Consider the following 17709-nt stretch of genomic DNA (forward strand, 5'->3'; position numbering starts at 1 on the left):
ATCACACCTCCTTGCCGGCGTATTGCGGCATGGTGATGCACGCAACGTTGCCGCCACCGAGGAGGATTTCCCGGGAGTTTTCGATGCCGACAATTTTCTGTTGCGGGAACAGTTCGGCCAGGGTCGCCATTGCCACCTTGTCGTTGCGATCACCAAACAGCGGCACCACGATCGAGCGGTTACCGGCGTAATAGTTGATGTAAGACGCACAGATTTTCGTACCGGCCTGCCGGGTGTGAGTGCTGTCCTGCTGATCAAGGCCTTCGGCTTCCTCGGCCGTCCACTCCAGCACATCGGGTTGCGGCAGTTTGTGCACGGTCAACTCGCGACCACGGCTGTCACGGGTGCTGCGCAGGATGTCGTAGGCTTCCTGGTAGATTTCCCACTGCGGATCGTCGCGGTTATCGGTCCACTGCAACACCACTTCGCCGGGGCGGACAAAGCACGCCAGATCATCGACATGGCCATCGGTTTCGTCGAACTTGCAGCCCCGTGGCAGCCAGATCACTTGCTCGGCACCGAGGTAATCGGTCAGTCGGCGCGTGACCTCTTCCTTGCCCAGATGCTGGTTGCGATTACGGTTGAGCAGGCACTGTTCGGTGGTGAGGATGCTGCCCTGACCATCACTCTGAATGCCGCCAAGTTCGGCAATCAACGGTGCGCGATAACGGTCAAAACGTTCGATCTCAAGGATCTTGCTGGCGATCTGATCGTCCTTGTCCCACGGGTAATACAGTCCGCCGTCGAGGCCGCCATAGGCGTTGAATTGAAAATCGACTCCGCGCACTTCACCGCTTTGGTCATTGACCACAAAGCACGGGCCGCTGTCGCGAAACCAGGTGTCGTTGCAGGTCATTTCCACCACGCGCACTTGCGGCGGCAACTGGCGGCGGGCGGTGGCGAATTGCGCGGCGGAGGCGCAGACGGTGACCGGTTCACTGTGGGAGATGGCGGTGACGATCTGCACCCAGACTTTCTGCGCAGGCTTGGCGCCGTTGCGCCAGACATCGGTGCGCTCCGGCCAGCCGAGCCAGCAGCCGGACTTGGCTTCGAATTCGCCGGGCAGACGGAAGCCGTCGTGCTTCGGGGTGGAGTCGAGCAAACGTGCCATGGTCAAACCTCGTTTTCGCGATGGGAATGACCACAGGCTACGGGCGCAGGCATCACGTTCGCCAACGATGATTATTGCGGAACAGTTGAATTCAACTCATCAATCGGCCAGCTGATCGTTGAACCATTCCAACATTTGCGCCACCGCCGGACGCTCCAGGCGCACACGCTCGCAAACCAGCGCGTACTGCCCCAACGCAGTCATGCTGGCACTGAACGGCCGCAGCAGTCGGCCGTTCTGCAAGTCTTCCTGCGCGGTGAGGTTGTCGCCCATCGCCACGCCCTGCCCTTGCGCCGCCGCTTCCAGCGCCAACCCGGCGTGGGCGAAATACAACTGACGTTGCGGGCGCTGATCACCAGCGTGGCTGGTCAGCCATGCGGTCCAGGTCTTGCCGTCCTGATCGTCGTGCAGCAGACAATGTCGGGCGAGATCCTTCGGCGTTTTCAACGTGCCTTGGTTGAACAGGCCGGGGCTGCACACCGGAAAAAACTGTAGGGCTGGCAACGGGCGGACGAAGTAGGCACTGCTGTCCGCCGGGCCGGTGCCGTAGGTGATGGCCAGATCGATGTCTTCGCCCGGCGCACTGGCGTCGATGGGTTGTTCGTAGAGGTGCAAGGTGATGTGCGGATAACGCGCATAAAAATCGCTGAGGCGACTCATCAACCACTTCTGCGCAAGTTCCGCGGTGACGGCCAGACGCAACACGGCGAGCGAAGACGGGTCGCGCAGTTCATCGCAAGCCTCGCCGATCAGTTCGAAAGCCTGTTGCAGGCTCTGCATCAGGCGTCCGGCGGCGATGGTCGGGCGAATCTGCCGGCCTTCGCGGATGAACAACGACACGCCCAATTGCTCTTCGAGCTGGCGAATCTGATGGCTGACCGCGCTGTCGGTGACACACAACTCCGCCGCCGCCCGGCCGAAATGCGCGTGACGGGCGGCGCATTCGAAGGTGCGCAGGGCGGGCAGTGAAGGGAGTTTTCGCATGGGGGGTGATCCGTTTTTTTTGGCCATGCTGACGGTGCCGAGAGCGTGCGTCCAGCATGGTCGTCTGTATCGCACTGTATATCCCCCCGCCACAGACACACCAACCGCACAAATCCCTGCCCCGGCGACACATCGCCGATACACCGCAAAGCTCAAATAACCCGGTCGATTCACTTACCCCCATCGTCCGGAGACTCATCATGACCAGCAACCTTTCGACCGCCACCCAAGCCGTGCACCTGAACCTCGACCGCGCCGGCACCTGGCTCGCACCGCTGACCTTGCGCCTGTTTATCGCCTGGGAGTTTTTCGAGTCAGGGCTGGAGAAGTTCAACGGCCAGAACTGGTTCGAAGACATTCAGAGCCGGTTTCCGTTTCCCTTCGATCACCTGCCAGCAACGTTGAACTGGGAACTGTCGATGTGGGCCGAGCTGATCGGCGCGCTGGCGATTCTGGTTGGCCTCGGCACGCGGATCTCGGCGGTGTCGCTGATCGTGGTGACCGTGGTCGCTACCGCTGCCGTGCACTGGCCTGCCGACTGGTCGTCGGTGAGCGAACTGGCCCAGGGTTACGCCATCACCAACAAGGGCTTCGGCAACTTCAAGCTGCCGGCGATTTACCTGGCCGCTCTGTTGCCGCTGGTGTTCGCCGGGGCCGGCAAATTGAGCGTCGATGCGTGGCTGGCGCGGCAGTTCTGGAACCGCCGCGCCCACTGAGGCTCAATGTGCCCGATCAAGCCCGGCCAGCAACGCGCTGTCACGGCTGTAGATGTCTGGCGAGTAACGCACGTGGCCGGCGTTGTCGACTTGCACGGTCCAGTAAGTCATCAGGATCGGCACCGGCGCCGACAAGCGGAATTCATGGGTGGTGCCAGTGGCGAGCAAGGTCTCGGTGCGAGCCTTCTCCGCCGGACTGAGCAGCAGGTCGCGCAGTTGCATCGGATGCTCGACCCGCACACAGCCCGAACTGAACGCCCGTGGGCCCTTTTCGAATAGCGCCTTGCTCGGCGTGTCATGCAGGTACACCGAAAACGGGTTGGGGAAGCGGATGACCATTTGCCCCAGCGGGTTGCGCGGCCCGGCGTCCTGGCGCAGGAGGATATTGCCGGGGTTGTCCCAGTCGATGTCCGCCGCCGCCAGCGGTTGCCCGTTGGCATCGAGCACTTGCAGGTTCTGTCGGCTGAGGAAGGTCTGATCCTTGCGGATCGCCGGCAGCTTGTCTTCCTTCCAGATGGTCGGCGGCACGGTCCAGGTCGGGTTCAGGGTCAATCGCGTGACGCGCGATTTGAGCAACGGTGTCTGGCGTTCGGCACGGCCAACCTGGGTGCGGGTCTGCCACACCGGCTGGCCGCGCTGATACAGGGTCAACTCGGCGGCGGCGACGTTGACCAGCAAACCATCAGGTTCCATGTCCTGAGCCAACCAGCGGAAGCGTTCAAGATTTATCCGCAGTTGTTCGCGGCGGGTCAACGGGCTGATGTTGAGTTCGGCAATCGTCCCCGGCCCGACCACGCCATCCGCTTGCAACGAATGGTTGGCCTGAAAGCTTTTCACCGCATCTACCAGCACGCCTTCGTAGGCATTGCCGGGCGCGCCGAGGGCGTGGGTCAGATAGCCTTCGCTGTACAGACGCTGGGCCAGTTCCGGCACCCGTTTGTCTTCCATCGACGGGCGCAGCAGCGGCCCGTTGCCCACCGACTGCCATTGCGGCAAGGCCTTGAGCCGTTGCGCGGCGTAGAGCTGACGCAGGTTCTGATACTGCGCCAGGCGCGGACGGGCCAGATCGAACGCAGCGGGGATGTTCTGCATGCCGGGCACAGCGATGGCGAGCAATTCGGCCTGACGGTCGCGAGGTGCCTCGTCGGCGTGCCACAGCGGCTCGAAGTGCGACTGCAACAGGCGTCCGTAATGCAGATCCTGCAGGGCTTGCAGGTAATAGCGGCTGATGTCGATATCGGCGCACAACTCGCCGTCCTGCGGAGGGTTCGGCGCGACCGGGTAGCGTTTCGGACTGAGGCCATCATCGGCCAACAGCTGCAACTGCCCCTGCAACGCCTGCAAGCGTCCGGACTCGCGGGCCCACACCGGCATCCAGTCCTGCTGTTGGTAGAACGCTTGCAACTGTTCCAGCGCCGGGCCAGCGAGGTGCGCGGCAATCGCCGGACAGGCCTGAGGCAGACTGATCAGCACAGCCTGCAACGGACTTTGTGGTTCAACGGGCATTTCGGCCGGTGGCGTCGGCAGCGTCTGCAAGGGCGGCAGCGGCTCATCGGCACAAGCGACAAACGGCGCAGCGAGCAAACAAATGCTCAAGTAGCATGCGTACTTTTTGAACAACTGCTTTACTCCAATCCATGGCCATCTTGATGATGGCCAACCTTACATCAGGTGCGCCGAACAGTCAGGCTCGTTCTACGGGCTTGCGGGTTATGACTGGACGTCAGGAGCCAAAGTGCCAATTAAGTAAGCAGCAAGTGAGGACACTTTATAAATGTTGACGTTTTTGCGCCGACTTCTGCTGACCACCGCGACCCTTGTCGCGGTGACCAGTCCAGCTTTCGCCGCCGGCAAACCATCGCCGGTTCTCTACACCAGCCTCGCGCACGCCGCGCCAGAACTCAATCCCCAGGCGCTGAAAGGTGCGCTGAATGCCATGCAATGTGCGGTCAACAACGGCGCGAAGCCGTCCCGTCACCTGGCAATCATCGATTACTCGCAACCGTCCACCGAACGCCGACTGTGGATCTTCGACCTCAACCGGAAAAAACTGGTGCTGCGCGACCTGGTCGCCCACGGCTCCGCCTCCGGGGAAAACTTCGCCACGCAGTTTTCCAATGTCGAAGGCAGTTATCAGTCCAGCCTCGGCCTCTTCCGCACCCAGGAAAGCTACAGCGGCACCCACGGCTATTCGTTGCGCATGGACGGTCTGGAACCGGGCTTCAATGACATGGCCCGCGATCGCGCCATCGTCATTCACGCCGCCAGCTATGTGAACCCGTTGTGGAGCAAACGCCAGGGCCGCATCGGTCGCAGCCAGGGCTGCCCGGCCGTTCGACCACAGATTGCCAAGCAGGTGATCGATAAACTCAAGGACGGTCAGTTCATGTTCTCGTGGTATCCGGATCAGCGCTGGCTGAAATCCTCGCCCTACCTGAACTGCCAGCCGCAGCAAGTGGCGAGCATCCTGAGTACCCACGCCAGCTGAAAATTGTGGGAGCTGGCTTGCCAGCGATGAGGACGGCACAGCCAGCCGCGTGATTGACTGATCCACCGCCATCGCTGGCAAGCCAGCTCCCACAAGAGTTGCGTTCAGTTCTGAATCTTCGTCCACCGTTTCATTACAACTTTGTCATTCAGTTGTCGGTTTGCCGTGCGGATCGCTCGGTAGCCTGAAGTTGTTCCGGCGCACTGCCGACCTGCTTCAACCACTGAGTGACTCATCATGAAAACCCTGATCCTCGCCTTCTCCGCCCTCCTCGCCAGCGGTTCGCTGTTCGCCGCTTCGATGCCCGACACCGCAGTGATCCATGACAAAAACGGCTTCTACGTCAATCTGGATGTCGACAAAGTGCTGTCCAGCACTGATATTTCCCAGGCGTGCGGTGTGGTCCCGGCGAAACTCAACTACCTCGACCATCAGGGCCGTGAACATGTGCTGGACTATCAGGTACAGGGCAGCGGCTGCATCAATGACCATTGAGAATGATCGCCGATGAATATTCTGGTTGTCGAAGACGAACCCAAGGCAGGCAACTACTTGCTCAACGGCCTGCAGGAACTGGGCTACAGCGTGAGTCTGGCCCGCGACGGCGCCGATGGTCTGCACCTGGCGCTGGAGCACAGCTTCGACGTGATCGTGCTGGATGTGATGATGCCGAAAATGGATGGCTGGGAAGTCCTGCGCCGGCTGCGCAAGGAGGCCGACACGCCGGTGCTGTTCCTGACCGCGCGCGATGACATCGCCGACCGCGTCAAAGGCCTCGAACTGGGCGCCGACGATTACCTGATCAAGCCGTTCTCTTTCGCCGAACTGGTGGCGCGCCTGCGAACCCTGACCCGGCGCGGGCCGATCCACGAAGACGAACAACTGCAAGTCGCCGACCTGCAGATCGACGTGCTCAAGCGCCGCGTGACCCGTGCCGGTGTGCGAATCACCCTGACCAACAAGGAATTCGCCTTGCTGCAACTGTTCGCCAGCCACACCGGGCAAGTGCTGTCGCGCTCATTGATCGCCTCACGGGTCTGGGACATGAATTTCGACAGCGACACCAACGTCGTCGATGTCGCCGTACGGCGCTTGCGGGCGAAAGTCGATGATCCGTTCCAGCTCAAGCTGATCCACAGCGTGCGCGGCATCGGCTACCGCTTCGATACGCAATCATGAAAATCGCCGGCAGTTATTCGCTGACATTGCGCCTGGCGCTGGTCTTCGCCGTGCTCGCCTTCGTTTCGCTGGCTGGCCTTGGCGTGGCGCTTTACCAAGAACTGGAAGAACAACTGACCCGTCGTGACGACATTCAACTGGTCAGCCGCATCGATCAGTTGCGCACCATCCTCAACGACAGCAACACGCTGGAGTTGATCAAGAACAAACCGGCGCTGTTCCAGAACATGCTCGGTACCCGCGAAGCGCTGCTGACCATTGGCGCGCCGGGCCAGCCGCCGCTGCTGGTGGTCAACCCCGGTAATCTGGCCCTGCCGAGCGTGCCCGCGGTGCCGGTCGAGCATGTGATGGCCCTCAACGACGTGCAGCATCTGCCAAGCATCAACGGCGTGCCGTTTTCGGCCGTGGCGGCGAGCATCGACTCCGGCGATCTGGGCAACCTGCAAGTGCTCATCGGCAAGCTGATGAGCGAACGCACGGCGATGCTCGCCAACTATCGGCTCAGCGTGTACGGCCTCGCATCACTGGCAGCGATTGTCCTTGCGCTGGTCGGTTGCCTGCTGGTCTATCGCGGTTTGCTGCCGTTGCGCCGGTTGGCGAAACACGCCCACGGGATCGGCGTCGGCAACCTCAATGAGCGCCTCGCCAGTGCAGGTGCACCACGAGAATTGCAGCCGATGATCGAAGCGTTCAACGCCATGCTCGATCGCCTTGCCAGGGGTTTTGCGCAGTTGAGTCAGGTCTCCACCGACATGGCTCACGAATTGCGCACGCCGATCAACAACCTGCTCGGCGAAACCCAGGTCGCCCTGCAACAGCCGCGCAGCATCGACGCCTATCAACAGCTACTCGCCTCCAATGTCGAGGAGCTGGAGCGGCTGACGCGGATGCTCGACAACATGCTGTTTCTCGCGCGCACCGACCCGGCCAGTGCCTTGAGTCAACGCCAGGAACTGGATGCCGCCGATGAGATGCAACGGATCGCCGACTATTTCGAAGGTTTGGCGGCAGACGTCGGCATGTGCATCGAGGCCCGTGGTCGCGGGGTGATCTGGGCCGAACCGATGCTGCTGCGCCGGGCACTGGCCAACCTGTGTGCCAACGCGATCAAGTACGGCGCGGCGGACTCGACGGTGCAGGTTGAAGCGTTTGCCGAAGCGGACGGCAGTTATTTGCGGGTGCGTAATCAGGGCGCGACGATCCCGGCAGAACACTTGTCGCGATTGTTCGAGCGCTTCTATCGGGTCGATCAGTCCCGCGAACGCTCGGCACAATCCAACGGTTTGGGGCTGTCGATTGTCGCGACCATCATGCAACTGCACCACGGCCGCTACCGCGTCAGCAGCGACAACGGCCAAACCTGCTTCGAATTGTTCTTCCCCGCCCGGAACTGATATCCAGCGCAATACCCTGTAGGAGCTGTCGAGTGAAACGAGGCTGCGATCTTTTGATCCTGGCTTTGAAAACAGAATCAAAAGATTGCAGCGTGCCGCAGCGCCTACAGGGAATGGGTCAGTCAATTGAGGTTTTGGCGGTGCCGACGCTATCGCGAGCAGGCTCACTCCTACATTTAATCTGTATTTGGCTGATGATCAGGGCCATGCCCATCAATGCTGCCGCGACGCCGAATGTGATGTGCAATCCGCTGGCGACAACTGCAGCAGGTGCCTGAGTCGGATCCCCGGTGGCCACAGCAAATACCGCGCCCATCGCCGCAGCGCCGGTGATCAGGCCCAGATTACGCGCCAGCCCGAGCAGCGCCGACACCACGCCGCGCTGATCCTGACTGACACCGGCCATCAACCCGGTGTTGTTGGCGGCCTGGAACAGCGCGTAACTGACGGCGACCACCGCCACTGGCAATAAATAAGCAGGCAGTCCGAGACTCATCGGCAATAACGCCAGCAATCCGCAGCCGCATACCAACCCGAGCAAGGCACCAGGCACCACCCGCCGCGCGCCAAAGCGATCCACCAGACGACCCGCGGGCACTCCGCTGAACGCCGACAACAGAGGTCCCACCGACAACGCCACCCCGACCATGGCGCTGCTCAGACCCAATCCGCGACTCAGATAAAACGGCCCGACCACCAACGTGGTCATCATCACGGTCGTCACCAGCAACGTCAGCAGCAGACTGCCGCTCAGGCGCAAATCGGCGAACAAGGACAGGCGAATCAGCGGCGACTTGGCCCTCATCTCGACGATCACGAACACGCTCACACCGCACAGACTCAACAGCAGCAACGCCAGCGTGAAACCTTCAAGCGTCATCGCCAGCGCGTAGGCAGCCAGCGTCAACACCAGCACCCCGGAACCGAGATAATCAAACGCAACCCCCGTGCGCGCCGTTCGATCTACCGGCAGAAAGCGATAAACCAGCCACGCATTGAGCAAGCCCAATGGCACGTTGAGCAGAAATATCGACTGCCAGCCGGCATGCGTCAGCAGCAGCCCACCCAGCGACGGCCCGAGGGTCGTGCCGGTGGCTGACATCGTTGCCAGCAACCCCATCGCACTGCCCGCTCGTGTCTTGGGTACCGCATCGGCCACCAGCGCGACGGTCAACGCGAACATGATTGCCGCTCCCACGCCTTGCACCGCCCGTGCACCGATCAGCCAGGCCAGTCCAGGTGCCAGCGCGCAGGCCAATGAAGCTGCGGTGAAAATGCCGATCCCGATCAACAGCAGGCGACGCCGACCGAAGCCGTCCCCCAAACGCCCGACGCTGACAATCAGCGTGGTGATTGCCAGCAGATAGGCCAGCACAATCCACTGTGCCTGCTGAAACGTCGCCTCAAACGCTGCCGCCAGAACGGGCAACCCGGCGTTGGCAATACTGGTGTCCAGCGACGGCATCAACATCGACAGCGCCAGACTGGTCAACGCCCAGCGGGCGGTGGTGCTCAAGGAATCTCCGGACATGGGGCGCTCACGGTGCAAGGTCATGCGCCATAGCTTGAGTCTCGACAACACCAGGCGCAAGACGCATGCTTTGCACTCGATACCTGCACGGAACGCCATGTCATGTCTGTACCGGATCTGAACCTGCTGATCACCCTCGACGTGTTGCTGCGCGAGGGCAGCGTTGCCCGCGCCGCCAAATCTCTGCGCTTGAGCCCTTCGGCCATGAGTCGTGCTCTGGCCCGTCTGCGCGAAACCACCGGGGATCCGTTGCTGGTTCGGGCCGGTCGTGGTCTGGTGCCGACGCCGCGAGCGCTGGAACTGCGCGATCGGGTCGCTCATCTGGTGCAGGAAGCCGAGGCGGTTTTGCGTCCCGCCGACGTGCTCGATCCTGGCCAGTTGCAGCGCACGTTCACCCTGCGTAACACCGACGGTTTTGTCGAAACCTTCGCCGCCGCCCTGCTCGCGCGGATCGCTGAAGAGGCGCCCGATGTGCGCCTGCGCTTCGTGCAAAAAGCCGACAAGGACAGCACACCACTGCGCGAAGGCCGCGTGGATCTGGAGACCGGGGTGGTCGACGACAGCACTGACCCGACGCTGCACAGCCGCATCCTGTTTCAGGATCAGTGGATTGGCGTGGTGCGTGAGGGGCATCCATTGAGCATGGGCAAGATCAGCGCCAAACGCTTTGCCGGCGGCCAGCACATTCTCATCTCAAGGCGCGGGCGCAGCAGCGGCCCGGTCGACGACGCATTACTCGCCGCGGGGCTGACGCGGGACATCGTCACTTCATTCGGCGGGTTTTCGGCGGCGCTGACGCTGGTGCGTGAATCCGACCTGATCGCGACCGTTCCGCAACGTCATACGAGCAAGCTGCGCACGGGCTTGCACAGTTTCGCCCTGCCTTTTGAGATGCCGGAGATCAGCGTGTCGATGCTCTGGCATCCGCGCATGGACGCCGATCCCGCGCATCGCTGGTTACGTAATTGCGTGCGGGAAGTCTGCGCCTAGCGCGCGTCGCCGCCGGCAGGTTTATAGAAGAGGAATTTTTTCGTCTCAGCGGTTTTGCGGTACTCCTTGGCCCAACTCGGATGAACATTGCGGTCGTGGAAATACAAGGCACCGTGGGTGCGATCGGTGAGTTGACGGTTGAGCGCCTTGCCGGCGATTTCCTTGGCCAAGGCATATTCGGCATCTTCCTTGACCTGGTCCGGCTTGCCATCGCACCACCAGGAAAACTGGCAACTCTTGGTTTCCGAACCCTGCTTGACCACTTCGCAGACGGTGCCGGGAAAGCCGTCATGCCCGAGCCGGTTCATCACCACGCTGGCCACACCTTCCATGTCCGCCGTGTCCTTGCCCTTGGCTTCCCAGTAGATACTGCGCGCCAGACAGGTAATCGGATCGTCCAGCGGCGCGGCACCGGCCGGGTCCACCGCTTGAGCTTCGGTCGGGGTAATCGCTTCGGATTTAGGCGCTGGCGGCGCGTTGGGTTTATCGGCGGCTTTTTCTTCCAGCACCTGGGCTTTTTCTTCAGCCTTTTCCTTGATCGGAGCTTGATCGGTGGCCGATGCCACGCCGGTCAGCAGGGTTAACACAAGACAGCAAAGCAACCCGTTCAATCGCATCGTCGATTCTTCCGGCAGCGCCCGAGACGGGCAACGTGTTTCGTGGTTGAGACGCCCGGCTCCCGGGGTCTTCGCAGAGTGTAGACGGCAATTTCGCTGGCAACGTTCCGCGGAAAAAACCGCCGAATGAAGAAAAAGACATTGCACCCACGGGGGGCCTTTCGCGCATCATGGGCGCACTCAGCTCAAGGGAGATTTCCATGCGCTTCATGCCATCTGTTTTGCGATTTGCCGCGTTGTCCGCAGGCGTCATGTTTGCGGCGTCGGCCATGGCCGGCGATGAGTCGCAACTGATCGAGTCGATTAACAGCTACCGCAGCCAACCGCAGCGCTGCGGCACTCAGGCGTCGAATGAACTGCCGCCGCTGTCGGCCGATCCACGGCTGCGATTGCCTGCCACTGGCGCTGTCGATCTGCAACAAGCCATGGCCAGCGCCAGTTACCCGATGGTCAATGTCCAGGCGATCACCCTCAACGGCCCGCGTGATGCGACGTCGGCCATGAAAGCGATTCAGGAAAGTTTCTGTCAGGTGGTGCTTGATCCGCAGTTCGTCGATGTCGGTGTCAGCCGTGACGACCGTGACTGGCGCATTGTACTGGCGCGGCCGTTGCTGTCGGCGAAACTTGGCGATGCGCAAAGTGAAGGACAGAAGCTGCTGAGTGAACTCAATGTCGCCCGCAGCCAACCGCGTCAATGTGGCAGCCAGGCCTTCGCCGCCGCTGCACCGCTGGCCTGGAACGCGAGTCTGGGCACCATCTCCCAGGATCACAGCCGCGACATGGCCAACAACAATTACTTCGACCACAAGGACCGCGACGGCCGCACCCCCGGCGATCGCGCTGAACTCGCCGGCTACAGCGGCCAACTGGTGGGCGAAAACATCGCCGCCGGGCAAGACACCGTACACAAAGTCGTCGAAGGCTGGCTCGCCAGCCCCGGCCATTGCGCCAACCTGATGAACCCGCAGTACAAGGAATTCGGCGCCGCTTACGCGACTGACCCGAAAAGCAGTGCGGGGATCTATTGGACCGCGATGTTTGGTGCCCAATAAATCTCAAGAAAACACGCGACCTGTGGGAGCTGGCTTGCCAGCGATGGCGGTGGGTCAGGCACATCAATATTGGATGTGCCGGCCTAATCGCTGGCAAGCCAGCTCCCACAGGGTTCTCTGGGGCTTTCGAAATCGAAGCACAAAAACCCTTTATTTACTGAGCCTTACGCAACAAACGCGGCAATTTTCAGGGAAAAACAGTTGGTCATCGACGGCATCAATCAGCCGTTCACTAACAGTGATTGGACTCGAGTAAAAGTCGCCCATAACCTGCGCTGACCCAAACCCTTCACAGTGGTTTTCACTCCTGCGAGGCTGTCATGTCAGAGCGCGTCTTGATCGATGGTTACAACCGCCGCGTCGACTATCTGCGCCTGTCGGTGACCGACCGCTGCGACTTCCGTTGCGTGTATTGCATGGCGGAAGACATGCAGTTTCTGCCGCGCCAACAGGTGCTGACGCTGGAAGAGCTCTATCAACTGGCGCAGAGCTTCGTCGCTCTTGGCACGCGCAAGATCCGTCTGACTGGTGGCGAGCCGTTGATTCGTCCTGGCGTGGTCAAGCTCTGCGAGCAGATCGCCGCCCTGCCCGGCCTGCGCGAACTGTGCCTGACCACGAATGGCTCGCAGCTCGGCAAACTCGCCGCGCCGTTGTTCGACGCCGGGGTCAAGCGGCTGAACATCAGCCTCGACAGCCTCGACCCCGAGCGCTTCAAACAACTGACCCGCACCGGTGATCTGGCGCAAGTGATCAACGGCATCGATGCCGCACGCGAGGCCGGTTTTACCCGCACTAAACTCAACTGCGTGGTGATGCAGGGCCGCAACGATCACGAGATCAATGATCTGGTGCGTTTCGCCATCGACCGTCAGCTCGACATCTCCTTCATCGAGGAAATGCCGCTGGGCATCATCAGCGAGCACAGCCGCGCAGAGTCGTTTTTCTCCAGCACCCAGGTGCGCGAGAAGATTGCCGAACGCTATACGCTGATCGACTCGGCGGAGTCGACGCAAGGTCCGTCGCGCTACTGGCGGCTGGCCGAAGCGCCGCAGATTCGGCTGGGCTTTATCTCGCCGCACAGCCACAACTTTTGCGGCACCTGCAATCGGGTGCGGCTGACCGTCGAGGGGCGTTTGCTACTGTGTCTGGGGAACGAACACTCGGTGGACTTGAAAGCGGTACTTCGCGCCCATCCGGGACAACCGCAAAGGCTGGAGAACGCCATCATTGAAGCGATGAAACTCAAGCCGTATCGGCACAATTTCGAGGTGAACGACGATGTCCAGGTCGTGCGCTTCATGAACATGACCGGCGGCTGATCCGCCCTCCATGCTTAACCGGGATCGCACAGCATGATCGTCAGACCCAAGGTCAACCAGTTCACCATTCTCTTCACCCTCAAGGGTTCGATCGCCAAACGCATCGCCATGCGCACGTTGATGGTCACGCTGCTGGCCTCGGCCATTGTGCTGGTGGAAATCCTCCATCCAAGCAACTTCACCAAGGTCAACGCCACGCCGTTCACCTTGCTCGGATTGTCGCTGTCGATCTTCATGAGTTTTCGCAACAACGCCTGCTATGACCGCTGGTATGAGGCGCGCAAGGCGTGGGGCGAAGTGATCGTGCACATTCGTTCGGTGATTCGCGAGACCCACGTCATCCGTAACTCAGTGCAGCGCAAACCGTTGCTGCTCAATCTGTGTGGGTTTGCGCATTCGCTGAATGCGCGGTTACGCCGGGAAAACGAAGCGGCCGCGAGCAGCGCGTGGATCACCCCGCAACACGATGCACAGGTGCCGGACTACAGCGGGCGGATCCTGCAGCAGGTCGGCCAGCAATGCTCCGACTTGCATGAAAGCGGTGAACTGAGCGAGTGGCGTTACATGCTGCTGGCCAATCACCTGACCAGCCTGACCCAGGCGCAAGCCGTGTGCGAGCGCATCAAGAATACGCCGCTGCCCTTCCCTTACACCTTGCTGCTGCACCGCACGATTTACCTGTTTTGCATCCTGCTGCCATTCGCCATGGCCGAACCCTTGGGCTGGCTGACGCCGCTGTTCACGGCGATTGTCAGCTACACCTTTTTTGGCCTGGACGCGATTGCCGATGAGCTGGAAGATCCGTTCGGCCGCGATGAAAACGACCTGGCAACCGATTCGCTGGTGCGCACCATCGAGCGCGACATCCTCAGCGAACTGGGCGAGAAAGAACTGCCACCGATGCTGCTGCCGGTGGACTACGTCCTGAGCTGAGCTCAATCCCCCAAACACCATAACCCCCTGTGGGAGCTGGCTTGCCAGCGATGAGGCCGGCACATCCAGAAATGGTGTTGACTGACTCACCGCCATCGCTGGCAAGCCAGCTCCCACAGGTTTGAGGTACACCTGCAGAATTGGAGATCCAACTGTGGGAGCGAGCCTGCTCGCGAAGAGTGCCTGTCAGTCAACATCGATGTCGTATGACAGGCCGCCTTCGCGAGCAGGCTCGCTCCCACAAGTTTGATTTGTGTTGGAGTCAGAAGAGTTCGCTGAAAGGAATGAAGCGCAGCGGATCGCCAACGCTGTGGGTGCTGTTCTCGGGGATTTCCACCAGGCCATCGGCCCAGGTCGCCCCCAGCAAGACGCCGGAGCTCTGGTTCGGATACAGCGCCGCACGGCCCGCTTCCAATCGCATCCGCAGGTATTCACGACGGCTGCCCGGTTTGGGCCAATCGAACCCGGCATTCACCGAAAAACTCAGCGGCATGACGTCTTCCACGCCTTGAATACGCAACAGATACGGTCGCGCCAGCAACCCGAACGTCACCAGTGCCGAGGTCGGATTACCCGGCAAACCAATCACCGGCACCGCGCCGAAATGGCCGACGGTCAACGGCTTGCCGGGTTTGATCGCGAGTTTCCACAGCAGTGGTTTGCCATTGTCCCGCAGCACCTGGCCCAGGCAATCGGCATCGCCGGCCGACACGCCGCCCGTGGTCAGAATCAGGTCTGCGCTGACTTGCAGTTGCTCAAGCTTGAGCCGCGTCTGCGCCGGACGATCCGGCAGAATCCCGGCGTCGATCACCTCGCAGCCCAACTCACCGAGCCAATGCTTGAGCAATACGCGATTACTGTTGTAGATGCTGCCGGGACGCAGCGGCTGACCCGGTTCCACCAGTTCGTCCCCGGTGGACAGCAGCGCCACCCGAGGCCGACGCACAACATGCAGCTGCGCCAAGCCCTGCCCCGCCGCCACCGCCAGTTCGAACGGCCCCAGGCGTTTGCCTGCGCGCAACAGAATATCGCCGACGCGATTCTCCTGACCCTGGGCACGAATGTTCTGCCCCACCTTCAGCGGCTGCAAAAACCGCACGCTGCCGTCCTCCAGCACTTCGGTGTTTTCCTGCATCTCCACGCAATTGGCGCCGAGCGGCAGCGGCGCGCCGGTAAAGATTCGTGCGCAAGTCCCCGGCAACAGAGCATCCGGTGCAAGTCCGGCATAGACCTTTTGCGACACCTTTAGCGGCTGCCGGTGCAGATCCGCGAGGTTCAGCGCATAACCGTCCATGGCGCTGTTCGGCCACGGCGGCAGATCCAGTGTCGCCACCAGATCACTGGCCAGCACACGCCCACACGCGTCATCCAGCGCCAGCACTGCGCTGTCCGCCAGAAGCTGTTCATTGGCCATGGCCAGCAATTGATCGAGCGCCTCCTCGACCGGCATCAAAGGTGTGCGGCTCATCCGCGGGGTCCACAGGCTTGCAGCGGTTTCAGGTGCGGGACGAAATTGCACGGGCGGTGACGGTTGTCGAGTTGCTCGGCGAGGATGCCTTCCCACGCGGTGCGGCAAGCACCGGTCGAGCCCGGCAGGCAGCACACCAGCGTACCGTTGGACAGCCCGGCCAGAGCACGGCTCTGCACGGTGGAAGTGCCGATGTCGAGAATTGAAATTGCGCGGAACAGCTCGCCAAAGCCATCAATCTGCTTGTCGAGCAGACAGGCCACCGCCTCCGGCGTGCTGTCGCGGCCAGTGAAACCCGTGCCGCCGGTGATCAGCACCACCTGAATACCCTCGTCGGCAATCCAGTTCGCGACCTGGGCGCGGATCTTGTACAGGTCATCCTTGAGCAGGTTGCGCTCGCTCAAGGTGTGGCCAGCCTCCAGCAGACGGCTGATCAATAACTGGCCCGACGTATCGCTGGCATAATCGCGGGTATCGCTGACCGTCAGCACGGCAATGTTCAGGGGGACAAACAGGGCATCCGCTTTGGCGCTCATGGGGCTCTCCGGCAGTGATCAATCAGATTGCCGAGCAGCCTAAGTGGCACTTATGAGGACTGTCTAATCACTCTGGCCGACCACTCTATCGAGCAGCTCTATCGGTCCCTTCGACCTTGGCTGAAGCCCATGAAAACGACGGCGATAGAGCGGATCGTTAAGGTTTTAGAGCCTTCCGATTGGACGAATGAACACTCAAGTGAGATCGTCGCACCTCGCGCTTTTCGTGCGCGATGCGCATCTGCGTCAACACTCAATCAAAAACTTCCCATCGAGCAGGTGCTGTCGTGGACATCAAACAACTCAAGTTCCTGATCGCGCTGGACGAAACCCGTCACTTCGGCCAGGCCGCCGCGCGCTGCCACATCACTCAGCCGACCCTGTCGATGCGCCTGCGCAATCTCGAAGACGAGCTGGATCTGGTGCTGGTCAATCGCGGTCAGCGCTTTGAAGGTTTCACTCAGGCCGGCGAGCGCGTGCTGGCCTGGGCCCGCACGCTGCTGGCGGCACACGACGGTTTGTTTGCCGAGGCAGCGGCCTGTCGCGGGCAATTGGTCGGCAGTCTGCGTCTGGGTCTGGTGCCGCTGAGCAACTTCAATCCGGTCAATTACATTCAGGGGTTATCGGGCACATACCCGGAACTGAAATTCAATCTGTCGTCGCTCAGTTCCGACGAAATCATTGCGGGCCTGAGCAACAATCAGCTCGACCTCGGTGTGTGCTACCTCGACCACATCAATCCTGGCTATTTCGAGTTTTTCGAAATCGGCGAAACCCGCGTCGGCCTGCTCTACGACAACCGCCACTTCCATTTCGAAGGCTCGGAAATGAGCTGGGAAGACGCCGCCGAATTGCCGCTGGGGATGATCACCACCGGCATGCATTACCGCAAATCCATCGACATGAGCTTCCGCAGTCGCGGCCTCAATCCGCAGCCGATCCTGGAAAGCGATTCGACCTATCAGCTGTTGCAGGCGATTCACCAGGGTTTCTGCTGCTCGATCATGCCGCTGGACAGTGGCCTGGAAGAGCCGATCGAGCATCTGTCGTTCATGAACTTGCCGGATGCCAGCGTGCTTGCGCCGTTGGGGCTGGTGATGCGCAAGACCGAACCGCGCTCGGCGATTGCCGAGAAGTGTTTCGCCGAGGCGCGGAAGATGTTCGGGATTGAAGCGCCTACTCACCAGATTTAAGTCAGACACAAAACTGTGTTGAACATGGATCTTGTGATCACCCCGCTCACTGTGGGAACTGGCTTGCCAGAGCCCCTCACCCTAACCCTCTCCCTGTATGTACCGGAGACATGGTGGACGGTTTTAGATCTTCTTACCTGCCGTCACGATCTGCAAGTTCAAGTCGATTCGGGCGATACGATGTCTACTCCAGTAGAC

Annotated in this window: 17 protein-coding genes; 10 read left to right on the forward strand and 7 right to left on the reverse strand. The window is 61.0% G+C overall.

From position 1 onward, the window contains the following. Position 1 precedes the first annotated feature (1 nt). Both aguA and ACIOWE_RS18280 read right to left on the reverse strand, forming a co-directional pair. A complete protein-coding gene (aguA, locus tag ACIOWE_RS18275; RefSeq protein ID WP_401394119.1) occupies positions 2-1111 on the reverse strand; it encodes an agmatine deiminase in 1110 nt (369 codons plus the stop codon). A gap of 99 nt (positions 1112-1210) precedes the next feature. After that, on the reverse strand, positions 1211-2095 hold the full coding sequence (locus ACIOWE_RS18280; RefSeq protein WP_401394122.1) for a LysR substrate-binding domain-containing protein: 885 nt from the start codon (positions 2093-2095) through the stop codon (positions 1211-1213). Positions 2096-2295: 200 nt separating this feature from the next. Between ACIOWE_RS18280 and ACIOWE_RS18285 the strand changes: the two genes are divergently transcribed. After that, complete coding sequence (locus ACIOWE_RS18285; protein ID WP_401394125.1) at positions 2296-2811, forward strand: DoxX family protein; 516 nt, start codon at positions 2296-2298, stop codon at positions 2809-2811. Positions 2812-2814: 3 nt separating this feature from the next. On the opposite strand, the gene ACIOWE_RS18290 is transcribed toward ACIOWE_RS18285, so the two are convergent. Beyond that, positions 2815-4431 (reverse strand): murein L,D-transpeptidase, encoded by a 1617-nt coding sequence (locus ACIOWE_RS18290; protein ID WP_401394129.1) that lies wholly within the window; start codon positions 4429-4431, stop codon positions 2815-2817. A 154-nt stretch (positions 4432-4585) separates the two neighbouring features. Here ACIOWE_RS18290 and ACIOWE_RS18295 point away from each other — a divergent pair, with 154 nt between their 5' ends. The 4 genes from ACIOWE_RS18295 to ACIOWE_RS18310 all read left to right on the forward strand — a co-directional run bounded on the left by ACIOWE_RS18295 (position 4586) and on the right by ACIOWE_RS18310 (position 7872). Beyond that, entirely contained in the window at positions 4586-5299 is a 714-nt protein-coding gene (locus tag ACIOWE_RS18295; protein ID WP_201237816.1) for a murein L,D-transpeptidase catalytic domain family protein, read from the forward strand. A gap of 237 nt (positions 5300-5536) precedes the next feature. Continuing rightward, positions 5537-5794, forward strand: coding sequence for a DUF2790 domain-containing protein (locus ACIOWE_RS18300; protein WP_166217154.1), 258 nt, complete (start codon positions 5537-5539; stop codon positions 5792-5794). Between the two features lie 12 nt (positions 5795-5806). Continuing rightward, positions 5807-6478 (forward strand): heavy metal response regulator transcription factor, encoded by a 672-nt coding sequence (locus tag ACIOWE_RS18305; protein ID WP_166217152.1) that lies wholly within the window; start codon positions 5807-5809, stop codon positions 6476-6478. Beyond that, on the forward strand, positions 6475-7872 hold the full coding sequence (locus tag ACIOWE_RS18310; RefSeq protein ID WP_401394134.1) for a heavy metal sensor histidine kinase: 1398 nt from the start codon (positions 6475-6477) through the stop codon (positions 7870-7872). The genes ACIOWE_RS18305 and ACIOWE_RS18310 overlap by 4 nt, the downstream gene beginning before the upstream one ends. A 118-nt stretch (positions 7873-7990) precedes the next feature. On the opposite strand, the gene ACIOWE_RS18315 is transcribed toward ACIOWE_RS18310, so the two are convergent. After that, complete coding sequence (locus tag ACIOWE_RS18315; protein WP_401394137.1) at positions 7991-9403, reverse strand: MFS transporter; 1413 nt, start codon at positions 9401-9403, stop codon at positions 7991-7993. A 102-nt stretch (positions 9404-9505) separates the two neighbouring features. Here ACIOWE_RS18315 and ACIOWE_RS18320 point away from each other — a divergent pair, with 102 nt between their 5' ends. Next, positions 9506-10393 carry a LysR family transcriptional regulator gene (locus tag ACIOWE_RS18320; RefSeq protein ID WP_401394139.1) on the forward strand — a complete coding sequence of 296 codons (888 nt, stop codon included), beginning with the start codon at positions 9506-9508 and terminating at the stop codon, positions 10391-10393. On the opposite strand, the gene ACIOWE_RS18325 is transcribed toward ACIOWE_RS18320, so the two are convergent. After that, positions 10390-11010 (reverse strand): cell wall hydrolase, encoded by a 621-nt coding sequence (locus tag ACIOWE_RS18325; RefSeq protein WP_401394142.1) that lies wholly within the window; start codon positions 11008-11010, stop codon positions 10390-10392. The genes ACIOWE_RS18320 and ACIOWE_RS18325 overlap by 4 nt on opposite strands. 200 nt (positions 11011-11210) lie before the next feature. Here ACIOWE_RS18325 and ACIOWE_RS18330 point away from each other — a divergent pair, with 200 nt between their 5' ends. The 3 genes from ACIOWE_RS18330 (at position 11211) to ACIOWE_RS18340 (ending at position 14314) form a co-directional block, all read left to right on the forward strand. Further along, on the forward strand, positions 11211-12062 hold the full coding sequence (locus ACIOWE_RS18330; protein ID WP_401394144.1) for a CAP domain-containing protein: 852 nt from the start codon (positions 11211-11213) through the stop codon (positions 12060-12062). 320 nt (positions 12063-12382) lie between these two features. Next, positions 12383-13381 carry a GTP 3',8-cyclase MoaA gene (gene moaA / locus ACIOWE_RS18335; protein WP_401394147.1) on the forward strand — a complete coding sequence of 333 codons (999 nt, stop codon included), beginning with the start codon at positions 12383-12385 and terminating at the stop codon, positions 13379-13381. Between the two features lie 33 nt (positions 13382-13414). Continuing rightward, on the forward strand, positions 13415-14314 hold the full coding sequence (locus tag ACIOWE_RS18340; protein ID WP_401394150.1) for a bestrophin family protein: 900 nt from the start codon (positions 13415-13417) through the stop codon (positions 14312-14314). A gap of 262 nt (positions 14315-14576) precedes the next feature. Here the strand turns inward: ACIOWE_RS18340 and glp are convergent, their stop codons facing one another. After that, positions 14577-15782: a gephyrin-like molybdotransferase Glp gene (gene glp / locus ACIOWE_RS18345; protein WP_401394153.1), complete on the reverse strand. Its 1206-nt coding sequence runs from the start codon at positions 15780-15782 to the stop codon at positions 14577-14579. Continuing rightward, entirely contained in the window at positions 15779-16318 is a 540-nt protein-coding gene (moaB, locus tag ACIOWE_RS18350; protein ID WP_401394156.1) for a molybdenum cofactor biosynthesis protein B, read from the reverse strand. Before moaB ends, glp begins: the two co-directional genes overlap by 4 nt. Positions 16319-16605: 287 nt before the next feature. Between moaB and ACIOWE_RS18355 the strand changes: the two genes are divergently transcribed. Next, positions 16606-17511, forward strand: coding sequence for a LysR family transcriptional regulator (locus tag ACIOWE_RS18355; protein ID WP_401394158.1), 906 nt, complete (start codon positions 16606-16608; stop codon positions 17509-17511). Positions 17512-17709: the final 198 nt, after the last annotated feature.

This window comes from Pseudomonas sp. NPDC087598, from assembly GCF_044743525.1.
Taxonomy (GTDB): domain Bacteria; phylum Pseudomonadota; class Gammaproteobacteria; order Pseudomonadales; family Pseudomonadaceae; genus Aquipseudomonas.